The organism is Pseudomonas sp. GW821-FHT05D12, from assembly GCF_059419825.1.
In genome coordinates this window covers 287,633-299,604 of sequence record NZ_JBWKSN010000007.1, presented here as the reverse complement: position 1 = coordinate 299,604, position 11,972 = coordinate 287,633, and the positions used below count along the sequence as shown (strand labels likewise).

The window sequence follows — 11,972 nt, the reverse complement described above, 5'->3', positions numbered from 1 at the left end:
CCACATTTGATCTTCGTTAGGATTACGAGGCTTTGACCAGCTTCACCGCGAGCACATCACACGGCGCGCCGTGCAGCACGTCGTTGGCGGTAGAACCGAGCAGCAACGCCAAGCCGTGGCGGCCATGGCTGCCGACCACGATCAGGTCGCAGCCCTGTTCCTTGGCGAGGTGGTGGATTTCCTGGCGCGGTTGGCCGTAAGTGAGGTGGGAGTTTTCCTTGGTCACTTCCGGGTATTTGAGGATCAAGCGGTCCAGGCGCTCCTTGGCCTGGTCAAACTGCTGTTGCTGCAGCTGGGAAAGGTCCATGGGCACGTCACCGCCAAAGGCCATGGCCATCGGCTCGACGATGTGCACCAGGGAGAGTTTGGCGTTGCTGGCGACCGCGAAGGCGCGGGCGCGCTTGATCACTGGATCGCACTCTTCGGTCAGGTCGACAGCGACCAGAATATGTTCGTAGGACATGGGGCGTTCCTCCAGGGGACTGCAATAGATTCAGTATGGCTGCTTTCAAGCGGATGGGGTTGCGTCAGGTCAAATCCGCTCATCTAGAAATTCGGGAGTACACATATGACGGTCTGGATAGTGGTGTCAATCCTTGTGGTGGTTCTGAGCCCCCTGGCATGGCTGCGGCCGTCGCGCCATCAGAGCGGGCGCATGGCCCTGCGCATGGAGGCGCGCCGCATCGGCCTGGCCATGCAACTGGCGCCCCAGGAGTGGCCGCACTGGCTCAAGCAGGAGCCGCCGAGCCCGTGTGCGCAGTACTGCCGGCCACGGCGCAGCAGCACGCCGACGATCTGGAGTTACTGGCAGTTGGAGCCGGGCGTGTGGGTCAACCAGTGGCGTGAGGTGTGCGTCGATGAAAAGTTGTTGCCGTATTTTGCGACGCTGCCGGCCAACGTCTACAAAGTCGAAGCCGACAAGCAAATGATCGCCTTGTACTGGGGCGAGAAGGGCGAGCCGAGTGTGTTGAAAGACATCGATGCGTTGCTCAAGGCGCTGGCCTGACACCTGTCCTCCCGGCCCTGGGCTCCTACGGTCGTCGTATTCGGGAGAAACAGCAGGCAATAAAAAGCCCGACATCATCATCGGGCTGGAGTTGGCCAGGCAGGCCGGTAAATCTGTGGTTCCCGCGACGGATGTTCATCCAGTCGCGTTACGGTTGTCGCTAGCCTAGCGGCATATCCCGTTCTGTACAGCCTTTTCCCACATCTTTTCTATTATTGATCTTGTGAATATTTGAATATTGACGAGTCGCCGGCTTATGGTCGGGGTTCTGAAATGACTGGAAAGTCGCGTTTTTCCTAGCCTTTCGAGCGATTGACAATTGCCCGGAATTGGATGAAGGTGGCGTACCCAAATCAAACGGGCGTATGAATTGAGCGTTTGTCTGTCAGACCGCTCATACAGAATCCCGACTATCGCATTGGCGGGTGTGCCTGGCGGATTGGCATGAGCATTGACGCAACAGTCAGTGTCCAACCAGAGGCCAGCGTCCAGTGTGTACTGTTCAGCTTCCATATCGTGGAGATCAGTTGATGATTTACGAAGGTAAAGCCATCACGGTTAAGGCTCTTGAAAGTGGCATCGTCGAATTAAAATTCGACCTCAAGGGTGAGTCCGTCAACAAGTTCAACCGTCTAACCCTGAATGAATTGCGTCAGGCCGTAGACACCATCAAAGCAGATGCTTCGGTCAAGGGCGTGATCGTCTCCAGCGGCAAGGACGTGTTTATCGTCGGCGCTGACATCACCGAATTCGTCGACAACTTCAAGCTGCCCGATGCCGAGCTGGTGGCTGGCAACCTCGAAGCCAACAAGATTTTCAGCGATTTCGAAGACCTCAACGTGCCGACCGTGGCTGCCATCAACGGCATCGCGCTGGGCGGCGGCCTGGAAATGTGCCTCGCGGCAGACTTCCGTGTCATGTCGGCTACCGCCAAGATCGGCCTGCCTGAAGTCAAGCTGGGCATCTACCCGGGCTTTGGCGGCACCGTGCGCCTGCCGCGCCTGATCGGTGCCGACAACGCGATCGAGTGGATCGCCGCCGGTAAGGAAAACAAAGCCGAAGACGCGCTGAAAGTCGGTGCTGTCGACGCTGTAGTCGCCCCGGACAAACTGGCCGAAGCCGCGCTGAACCTGATCAAGGGCGCCATCAGTGGCGAATTTGACTACAAGGCCAAGCGTCAGCCGAAGCTGGAAAAACTCAAGCTCAACGCCATCGAGCAAATGATGTCGTTCGAAACCGCCAAGGGTTTCGTGGCTGGCCAGGCCGGCCCGAACTACCCGGCGCCGGTTGAAGCGATCAAGACCATCCAGAAGGCCGCAAACTTCGGTCGCGACAAGGCCCTGGAAGTGGAAGCGGCAGGTTTCGTCAAACTGGCGAAGACCTCGGCAGCCCAGAGCCTGATCGGCCTGTTCCTGAACGATCAGGAGCTGAAGAAAAAGGCCAAGGCCTACGACGAAATCGCCAAGGACGTGAAACAGGCTGCCGTACTCGGCGCCGGTATCATGGGTGGCGGTATCGCTTATCAGTCGGCGTCCAAAGGCACGCCGATCCTGATGAAGGACATCAACGAGCACGGTATCGAGCAAGGCCTGGCAGAAGCCGCCAAGCTGCTGGTCGGCCGCGTGGACAAAGGCCGCATGACCGCCGCGAAAATGGCTGAAGTGCTTAACGGCATTCGTCCTACGCTGTCCTACGGCGATTTCGGCCACGTCGACCTGGTGGTCGAAGCCGTTGTCGAGAACCCGAAGGTCAAGCAAGCCGTACTGGCAGAAGTGGAAGCCCAGGTCAAAGACGACACCATCCTGGCGTCCAACACCTCGACCATTTCCATCTCGCTGCTGGCCAAGGCACTCAAGCGTCCGGAAAACTTCGTCGGCATGCACTTCTTCAACCCGGTGCACATGATGCCGCTGGTGGAAGTGATCCGTGGCGAGAAGTCCAGTGAGCTGGCAATCGCCACCACCGTGGCTTACGCCAAGAAAATGGGCAAGAACCCGATCGTCGTCAACGACTGCCCGGGCTTCCTGGTCAACCGCGTTCTGTTCCCGTACTTCGGCGGTTTCGCCAAGTTGGTGAGTGCCGGTGTGGACTTCGTACGCATCGACAAGGTCATGGAAAAATTCGGCTGGCCGATGGGCCCGGCGTACCTGATGGACGTGGTCGGCATCGACACCGGCCACCACGGTCGTGACGTAATGGCCGAGGGCTTCCCGGACCGCATGAAAGACGACCGCCGTTCGGCGATCGACGCGCTCTACGAAGCCAAGCGCCTGGGCCAGAAGAACGGCAAGGGCTTCTACGCCTACGAGGCTGACAAGAAGGGCAAGCAGAAGAAAGTGGCCGACCCGTCGGTGCACGAAGTACTCGCGCCGGTCATCTACGAACAGCGTGAGGTGTCCGACGAGGACATCATCAACTGGATGATGATCGCCCTGTGCCTGGAGACCGTGCGTTGCCTGGAAGACGGCATCGTCGAGACCGCCGCCGAAGCCGATATGGGCCTGGTGTACGGTATTGGTTTCCCTCCATTCCGTGGCGGTGCGCTGCGTTACATCGACTCGATCGGTGTGGCCGAGTTCGTTGCCCTGGCTGACAAATACGCTGATTTGGGCCCGCTGTACCACCCGACCGCGAAGCTGCGTGAAATGGCCAAGAACGGCCAGAGCTTCTTCGGTTAAGCGTCCCATACACTTGAGCGAGAATATTTATGAGCTTGAATCCAAGAGACGTCGTGATTGTCGACTTCGGTCGTACTCCGATGGGCCGCTCCAAGGGCGGCATGCACCGCAACACCCGCGCCGAAGACATGTCGGCGCACCTGATCAGCAAACTGCTGGAGCGTAACGTCAAGGTCGACCCGAACGAAGTCGAGGACGTGATCTGGGGCTGCGTCAACCAGACCCTGGAGCAGGGCTGGAACATCGCGCGCATGGCGTCGTTGATGACCCAGATCCCGCACACGGCCGCTGGCCAGACCGTCAGCCGCCTGTGCGGCTCGTCGATGAGCGCGCTGCACACCGCCGCCCAGGCGATCATGACCGGCAACGGCGATGTGTTCGTGGTCGGTGGCGTGGAGCACATGGGCCACGTCAGCATGATGCATGGCGTCGATCCTAACCCGCACATGTCGCTGTACGCGGCAAAAGCCTCGGGCATGATGGGCCTGACCGCGGAAATGCTCGGCAAGATGCACGGCATTACCCGTGAAGCCCAGGACGCCTTCGGCCTGCGTTCCCACCAGCTCGCCCACAAGGCGACCGTGGAAGGCAAGTTCAAGGATGAGATCATCCCGATGAACGGCTATGACGAGAACGGTTTCCTGAAACTGTTCGACTACGACGAAACCATTCGTCCGGATACCACCCTGGAAAGCCTGGCGGCCCTCAAGCCGGCCTTCAATCCAAAGGGTGGCACCGTGACAGCCGGTACTTCGTCGCAGATCACGGACGGTGCTTCGTGCATGATCGTGATGTCGGCGCAGCGGGCCCAGGACCTGGGTATCCAGCCGATGGCGGTGATTCGTTCGATGGCAGTCGCAGGTGTGGACCCGGCAATCATGGGCTATGGTCCAGTACCGGCCACACAAAAAGCCTTGAAGCGCGCAGGCCTGACCATCTCCGATATCGACTTCTTCGAGCTCAACGAAGCTTTCGCCGCACAGGCCCTGCCAGTGCTGAAAGATCTGAAAGTACTCGACAAGATGAACGAGAAGGTTAACCTGCACGGCGGTGCGATTGCCCTGGGCCACCCATTTGGTTGCTCCGGTGCGCGTATTTCCGGCACTCTGCTTAACGTGATGAAGCAAAATGGCGGCAACCTTGGGGTTGCTACCATGTGCATTGGCCTCGGCCAAGGCATCTCCACCGTCTTCGAACGCCTCTAAGCGTTGGGATGACGGAAGCCGGGGCCCAGTGCCCCGGTTTTTGTTTTTTGGAATTTTTAATATTTTTTTTCAACAAATTTTGTAAGAGGGCCAGAGCATGAAAGTCGAACCAGGGCTCTACCAACATTACAAGGGGCCGCAGTACCGCGTATTCAACGTGGCACGGCACTCCGAGACCGAAGAGGAAGTGGTGTTTTACCAAGCACTGTATGGCGATTACGGCTTTTGGGTACGTCCTTTGAGCATGTTCCTGGAGACCGTCGAAGTTGACGGCGAGCAGGTCCCGCGCTTTGCTTTGGTCCAGACCGAACCCAGTCTTTTTTCAGGGCAATAACGGCAGGCCGCGCAGAATGCTGCGCTTGACCTCACCTTGTTGCCACTATATATAGCGTTGCCGCGACAGGCGCCAACTGCCTTTCACTTCTCGAATTCAGGAATTTTCCGATCCATGGGCAAATCGCTGGTCATTGTGGAATCCCCGGCTAAGGCCAAGACCATCAACAAGTACTTGGGCAACGAGTACGTGGTGAAGTCGAGTATCGGCCATATCCGAGACCTGCCCACCAGCGGTTCGGCTAGCGCCAGCAAGGAGCCAGCCGCCAAGCGCGGCAAGGCAGCTGCGGGCGAAGGTCCGGTGCTCAGCCCTAAAGAGAAAGCGCGCAAGCAGCTGGTCTCGCGCATGGGTGTGGACCCGGAACATGGCTGGAAGGCCAAGTACGAAATCCTTCCAGGCAAGGAAAAGGTCATCGAAGAGCTGCGCCGGCTCGCCAAGGATGCTGACACCATCTATCTCGCGACGGACTTGGACCGCGAAGGGGAAGCCATTGCCTGGCACCTGCGGGAAGCCATCGGCGGTGACGACAGCCGCTACAAGCGCGTGGTGTTCAACGAAATCACCAAGAAAGCCATCCAGGAAGCCTTCTCCAAGCCGGGTGAGCTGGATATCGACCGCGTCAACGCCCAGCAGGCCCGGCGTTTCCTCGACCGCGTCGTCGGTTACATGGTTTCGCCGCTGCTGTGGGCCAAGATCGCCCGTGGCCTGTCCGCCGGCCGTGTGCAATCGGTCGCGGTAAAGCTGGTGGTGGAGCGTGAGCGCGAGATCCGTGCGTTCAACCCCGAAGAATACTGGGAAGTCCACGCCGACCTGGGGACTGCCAAGGGCGCCAATGTGCGCTTTGAAGTGGCCCGTGAGAAAGGCGAGGCCTTCAAGCCGCTGAACGAAGCCCAGGCCATGGCCGCGCTGGAGAAGCTCAAGGCCTCCAGCTACAGCATCGTCAAGCGCGAAGACAAACCGACCAGCAGCAAGCCGTCGGCGCCGTTCATCACTTCGACCCTGCAACAGGCCGCGAGTAACCGCCTGGGCTTCGGCGTGAAGAAAACCATGATGATGGCCCAGCGTCTGTACGAAGCCGGCTACATCACCTATATGCGTACCGACTCCACCAACCTCTCGGTGGACGCGGTGGCGATGGCGCGTACGTATATTGAAAGCGAATTCGGCAAGAAGTACCTGCCGGAGAAGCCGAACGTCTACAGCAGCAAAGAGGGCGCCCAGGAGGCTCACGAAGCGATTCGTCCTTCCGACGCGAACACCGAGCCGAGCAAGCTGAGCGGCATGGAACGCGATGCCGAGCGTCTCTACGAGCTGATCTGGCGCCAGTTCCTGGCTTGCCAGATGCTGCCGGCGCAATACCTGTCCACCACCGTCAGCGTGGGTGCTGGTGACTTCGAGCTACGTGCCAAGGGCCGTATCCTCAAGTTTGATGGTTACACCCGCGTCATGCCGCAGATCGCCAAGCCGGGCGACGACGATGTGCTGCCGGACATGGCCCAGGGCGACACGTTGAAGCTGATCAAGCTCGACCCGTCCCAGCACTTCACCAAGCCGCCGGCGCGTTATTCGGAAGCCAGCCTGGTAAAAGAGATGGAAAAACGCGGTATCGGTCGTCCGTCGACCTACGCCGCGATCATTTCCACCATCCAGGACCGTGGCTACGTCGCGCTGCACAACCGTCGTTTCTATTCGGAAAAGATGGGCGATATCGTCACCGAGCGCTTGTCCGAGAGCTTCTCCAACCTGATGGACTACGGCTTCACCGCCGGCATGGAAGAGAACCTCGATGACGTGGCCCAGGGCGAGCGCGACTGGAAAAACGTGCTCGACGAGTTCTACGGTGACTTCAAGAAAAAACTCGAAGTGGCCGAAAGCCCCGAGAACGGCATGCGTGCCAACCAGCCGGTGATGACTGACATCCCGTGCCTGACGTGCGGCCGCCCGATGCAGATTCGTACCGCGTCTACCGGCGTATTCCTCGGTTGCTCGGGCTACAGCCTGCCGCCGAAAGAGCGCTGCAAGGCGACCGTCAACCTGGTACCGGGCGATGAAATCGCCGCCGACGACGAGGGTGAATCCGAGTCGCTGGTACTGCGTGGCAAGCACCGCTGCCCGATCTGCAGCACGGCGATGGATGCCTACCTGCTCGACGAGAAGCACAAGTTGCACATCTGCGGTAACAACCCGGATTGCGACGGCTACGAGATCGAGGAAGGCAGCTACCGCATCAAGGGCTACGAAGGCCCAAGCCTGGAGTGCGACAAGTGCGGCAGCGAGATGCAGCTCAAGACTGGCCGCTTCGGCAAGTTCTTTGGTTGCACCAACCCGACGTGCAAGAACACCCGCAAACTGCTGAAAAGCGGTGACGCGGCGCCGCCGAAAATGGACCCGGTGAAGATGCCTGAACTCAAGTGCGAGAAGGTCAACGACACCTATATCCTGCGTGACGGCGCTTCGGGCCTGTTCCTGGCCGCCAGCCAGTTCCCGAAAAACCGCGAGACCCGAGCGCCGCTGGTGCTGGAGATCGTGCCGCACAAGGACGAGATCGATCCTAAGTACCACTTCCTGTGTGAAGCGCCGAAGAAGGATCCCGACGGTCGTCCGGCCGTGATCCGCTACAGCCGCAAGACCAAGGAGCAGTACGTGCAGTCCGAAGTGGACGGCAAGCCTACCGGCTGGAAAGCGTTCTACGACGGCGGTAAGTGGAAGGTCGAGGACAAGCGCCAGGGCGCTTGATCGACGTGGTCGAGTAATACGAAAGTCGCCTGAAACAGGCTGAAAGCAAATGCCCCGACTTGTCGGGGCATTTGCTTTTGTGGTTATGCAAAAGGACTTTCCATTCAAGGCACGCAGGTTAGCTGTCAGAGAAATGAGTGACAGGTGACGGAACGTTCCCCATAAAGCTGACCACCTATTAGCCGGGTATTAGCCCGTCAATTATCTATAGGGCGCCATGTGAATGGGGTTGGAGACGCTGGTGATGCCTGCAATTAATGGCGCTGATGAGAAAGAGGTGTGCACCATCGTAGATAGTGTCTAAAGAGGGGCAGTGCCCGCCCTCTACTCCATGCTTGCAGTGTGGGCGGTTGATCCGTGACACTGTTAAGCCAGCATCACGCTTTTTCGTTGTGGAGACTGCCGTTATGGCCAACGAACTCTATACCCGTACCAACCAGAAAATTTACTTCGCGGGCTTATCCCTGGAAGCCCTCGGCCGCGCCGAGGAAGGGAAGGAGATGAATGCCATCGCGCTGGTCCAGGCGGGGCGTGAGGCAGCGTTGTTCCACCTGTACGGCGCGTTGCTGGGGCTGTGCCATGAAATCGCCGGGTTCTATCGCTTGCCCCAGGCGGGTTCGCCGCGCGCGGAAATGATCATGAACCGCGAAGTGCTGGAGGCCATGGCTATTCCTGAGCTGGCCGAGCTGGTGGAAATGGCCCAGAGCCCTGTTAGCTGGGTGGCGCGCCTGCTCAAGGCGCATGCGGATATGTTCCAGCCACCGCGAATTCCCCACGTGCCCAAGGGCGACGTGACTCAGCCGTTGATCGTAGCGGTTGCGCTGGAAGAGGAAGAGCCCAAGCCCCTGAGCCGGGAAGAGCTGGAAGGCTGGCGCCAGGAGCTGAAAAAGATGGCCCTGCGCTTTCGTGAAGGCCTCAACGAGTGCTGAGGCGGCGTCACTGATTTACACCAGGACGGGCTTGCTCGCGAAGGCGGAGTGCCAGGCGTTTATAGGGCACTGATACACCGCCTTCGCGAGCAAGCCCGCTGCCACATTTTAACCAAGGCATACCGGCACCATTCATCAAGCCGCAAAGAAACCTGGCCAGATCCTCAGCGATTCCGGGTGGATGACTGATATAATCCCGGCCTTTCGTGGAGAACAGACTTTTATGCCAACGTCCTTTCTGGAAATTGTTGAGTTGCCTGACGGCCGAATCGAGCTGCGCCGGGCTGAGGACGAGGGTTCTCTGGTTATTCTGGATTTTTCCGAGGACGCCAAGGTGTTCCTCCAAGGCCAGCACGTGGAAGTGGCTAAAGCCATGTTGAGCGTGGGCGTGCAGATGGCTGGTCGCCTGGCGGAAGGCGAGCCGGAGAAAGAAGACGGGCCGCGAGTGCTTCACTGAGTTCTGTTGTTAGCAGGCTTGTTGTGGCGGAGGCGGGTGTCTTGAGGGGCGCCAGATCTCTTGAGGTGAGTCAGGTTTGCTTTGGCGAGTAGGCTTGTTGAGGTGAATCGGCTTGCTGGTTAATCGGCGTGTTGTGGTGAGCTGGCTTGTGTGGCGAGCGGGCTTGCCCCGCGTTGGGCTGCGAAGCAGCCCTAGATGGATTCAACGCGATGTATCAGGTATTCCACGGTGCTTGGTTTTGGGGCCGCTTCGCAGCCCAACGCGGGGCAAGCCCGCTCGCCACATATAAGCCCCCCACCACATATAAGCTAAGCCCGGTTGTCACATAAGCCCGCTTGTCATAACAAGCCCGCCATTCATAGAGGCCGGTTCTTAAGATAAGCCCGCTCCTTACCAAGCTGGGTCTTCGTGTTATCCCAATCGAATATTCAAACTCTGCGCGTCGCCTGTGCGCGCTGCGCTGATCAGCTGTTGCTTGGCGGTGGCATTCAGTGGGTTCAGCCAGCTCACCACAGTGTGGCTGCGGCCCAGGCGCAAGGCTTCGCAAGTCAGTTGCTGGGCGCTTTGCGTGCCGCGTGGCTGCAATAACAGGATGCGCTCGCGGTTGAGGCCCGCGTCCCGCAGCCAGGCCTGGGTCAGGCTGGCAGGCGGGGCGATCAGGGTCAGCCAGCGCGCGTCCTGTTCTTCGCTCAATTCGCGAAGGATCGGCGCCAGCAGGCTCAGGCAGCTCCCAGCTGCACCGCGCAACGACAATTCACTGAACGCCTCGGGTTCGGCACTCCAGGGCGCCTCGACCGCTTCCTTGAGGATCGGTGCAAGGGGTTGGGCCATGAAGGCCTCGAACAGCGACAGTTGTGTGTGTTGGGGGGTGTGCACGAGCTGCATGATGCCTCCTTTAGCGACGAATGACGCCGACACTCAAGCCTTCGATCACCAGGTCCTGATCTTTCAGGTTCACTTCAATCGGGGCGAACTCAGGGTTCTCGGCCAGGAGCCAGACCTTGCTGCCTTCGCGCTTGAAGCGTTTTACGGTGACTTCATCGCCGATACGGGCGACGACGATCTGGCCATTACGGGCTTCGCGGGTGGTGTGGACGGCGAGCAGGTCACCATCGAAAATACCCACGTCCTTCATGCTCATGCCGTGCACCCGCAGCAGGTAATCGGCGCGAGGGTGGAAAAAGGTGGGGTTGATGTTGCAGGATTCCTCGACGTGCTGTTGCGCCAGGATCGGCGCACCGGCAGCGACGCGACCGATGATCGGCAGGGTCGATTCGTCGGCCTTGGCTTCGAAGCCAGGGATGCGAATACCGCGCGAAGCACCCGGGGTCATCTCGATCGCGCCTTTGCGAGCGAGGGCCTTGAGGTGTTCCTCGGCGGCGTTGGGGGACTTGAACCCCAGTTCCAGCGCAATTTCCGCTCGTGTCGGCGGGTAGCCGTTGTCATCGAGGCAGCGCTTGATAAAAGCCAGAATCTCAGCTTGGCGTGGCGTCAGTTTTAGCATGTTGATCGCTCTGTCTTTTTATACAGTGACTGGGATTATATACAGTGAACTGCGCTTGGCAATCATCCTTTTCGGGCACTCCGCTGGACGGTCATTCGTCACCCGTCCTACAGGGCAGAGATAGCGCTGCCTACAGACCGGTAGGGATGTGATTAAATAGCGACGAAATAGATGACTGCCCGGCCGGAAAGCGAACCCGCAGGCTTGACAAGACACACCCTGAAACGTATGTTTCAAACAAGTGTTTGTCAGGCGGAGTAGCCATGGCCCAGTCGGAAACCGTTGAACGCATTCTCGATGCTGCCGAGCAATTGTTCGCGGAAAAAGGATTTGCTGAAACTTCATTGCGGCTGATCACCAGCAAGGCTGGGGTCAACCTCGCCGCCGTGAACTACCATTTCGGCTCGAAAAAGGCCCTGATCCAGGCAGTGTTCTCGCGCTTCCTGGGGCCGTTCTGTGCCAGCCTCGACCGTGAGCTCGAGCGCCGTCAGGCCAAGGCCGATCACAAGCCAACCCTGGAAGACCTGCTGGAAATCCTGGTCGAGCAGGCGTTGGTGGTGCAGCCGCGCAGCGGCAACGACCTGTCGATCTTCATGCGCCTGCTGGGGCTGGCATTCAGCCAGAGCCAGGGCCACTTGCGGCGTTATCTGGAAGACATGTACGGCAAGGTGTTTCGTCGCTATATGTTGCTGGTCAACGAAGCCGCCCCGCGTATCCCGCCGATCGAACTGTTCTGGCGCGTGCACTTCATGCTCGGTGCGGCGGCGTTCAGCATGTCCGGGATCAAGGCCCTGCGTGCGATTGCCGAGACCGATTTCGGCGTCAACACCTCCATCGAGCAGGTCATGCGCCTGATGGTGCCTTTCCTGGCCGCCGGCATGCGCGCCGAAACCGGTGTGACCGACCCGACGATGGCCGCCGCGCAATTGCGGCCACGCAGCAAATCCGCGCCGACCGTCGCCAAGGTTTGACCGCTTCGGGTGTGCGTGGCCGCTTGCATCCGCTAAGCTAGCCGCCATGCCGAATTCAGCTATTTACTCGCAACCCGTTGAGCTCACCGCGCCAGTCGCGCCGTGTGAGGTCAACGGGTTGTGTGCGTTATTTAAGGAAGGATTATGAGTGT

11 protein-coding genes are annotated in these 11,972 nt (G+C 59.3%); 8 read left to right on the top strand and 3 right to left on the bottom strand.

Annotated features, from left to right (window positions below; all coding sequences use genetic code 11):
• Positions 1-22: 22 nt before the first annotated feature.
• Complete coding sequence (locus tag AC07SI_RS15995) at positions 23-463, bottom strand: universal stress protein (RefSeq protein WP_065902018.1); 441 nt, start codon at positions 461-463, stop codon at positions 23-25.
• A 105-nt stretch (positions 464-568) separates the two neighbouring features.
• Here AC07SI_RS15995 and AC07SI_RS15990 point away from each other — a divergent pair, with 105 nt between their 5' ends.
• The 7 genes from AC07SI_RS15990 (at position 569) to AC07SI_RS15960 (ending at position 9,345) form a co-directional block, all read left to right on the top strand.
• A complete protein-coding gene (locus AC07SI_RS15990) occupies positions 569-1,006 on the top strand; it encodes a hypothetical protein (RefSeq protein WP_065902016.1) in 438 nt (145 codons plus the stop codon).
• Between the two features lie 530 nt (positions 1,007-1,536).
• Positions 1,537-3,684, top strand: a complete 2,148-nt coding sequence (fadB, locus tag AC07SI_RS15985) for a fatty acid oxidation complex subunit alpha FadB (RefSeq protein ID WP_065902014.1) — start codon at positions 1,537-1,539, stop codon at positions 3,682-3,684.
• A 29-nt stretch (positions 3,685-3,713) separates the two neighbouring features.
• Positions 3,714-4,889 (top strand): acetyl-CoA C-acyltransferase FadA, encoded by a 1,176-nt coding sequence (fadA, locus tag AC07SI_RS15980; protein ID WP_065902012.1) that lies wholly within the window; start codon positions 3,714-3,716, stop codon positions 4,887-4,889.
• Positions 4,890-4,986: 97 nt separating this feature from the next.
• A complete protein-coding gene (locus AC07SI_RS15975) occupies positions 4,987-5,223 on the top strand; it encodes a DUF1653 domain-containing protein (protein ID WP_495006049.1) in 237 nt (78 codons plus the stop codon).
• 114 nt (positions 5,224-5,337) lie between these two features.
• Positions 5,338-7,959 carry a type I DNA topoisomerase gene (gene topA / locus AC07SI_RS15970; protein WP_065902010.1) on the top strand — a complete coding sequence of 874 codons (2,622 nt, stop codon included), beginning with the start codon at positions 5,338-5,340 and terminating at the stop codon, positions 7,957-7,959.
• 407 nt (positions 7,960-8,366) lie between these two features.
• Entirely contained in the window at positions 8,367-8,888 is a 522-nt protein-coding gene (locus AC07SI_RS15965; protein WP_495006048.1) for a DUF6586 family protein, read from the top strand.
• Positions 8,889-9,111: 223 nt separating this feature from the next.
• The gene (locus AC07SI_RS15960) at positions 9,112-9,345 is read left to right on the top strand and encodes a hypothetical protein (protein ID WP_010212068.1); all 234 of its coding nucleotides are present in this window, start codon (positions 9,112-9,114) and stop codon (positions 9,343-9,345) included.
• Positions 9,346-9,756: 411 nt separating this feature from the next.
• On the opposite strand, the gene sulA is transcribed toward AC07SI_RS15960, so the two are convergent.
• The gene (gene sulA, locus AC07SI_RS15955) at positions 9,757-10,230 is read right to left on the bottom strand and encodes an SOS-induced cell division inhibitor SulA (protein ID WP_065902006.1); all 474 of its coding nucleotides are present in this window, start codon (positions 10,228-10,230) and stop codon (positions 9,757-9,759) included.
• A gap of 10 nt (positions 10,231-10,240) precedes the next feature.
• Complete coding sequence (lexA, locus tag AC07SI_RS15950; RefSeq protein ID WP_003172575.1) at positions 10,241-10,849, bottom strand: transcriptional repressor LexA; 609 nt, start codon at positions 10,847-10,849, stop codon at positions 10,241-10,243.
• Positions 10,850-11,112: 263 nt separating this feature from the next.
• On the opposite strand from lexA, the gene AC07SI_RS15945 reads away from it, so the two are divergent.
• Positions 11,113-11,820 carry a TetR/AcrR family transcriptional regulator gene (locus tag AC07SI_RS15945; protein ID WP_065902004.1) on the top strand — a complete coding sequence of 236 codons (708 nt, stop codon included), beginning with the start codon at positions 11,113-11,115 and terminating at the stop codon, positions 11,818-11,820.
• The last annotated feature ends 152 nt before the right edge of the window (positions 11,821-11,972 follow it).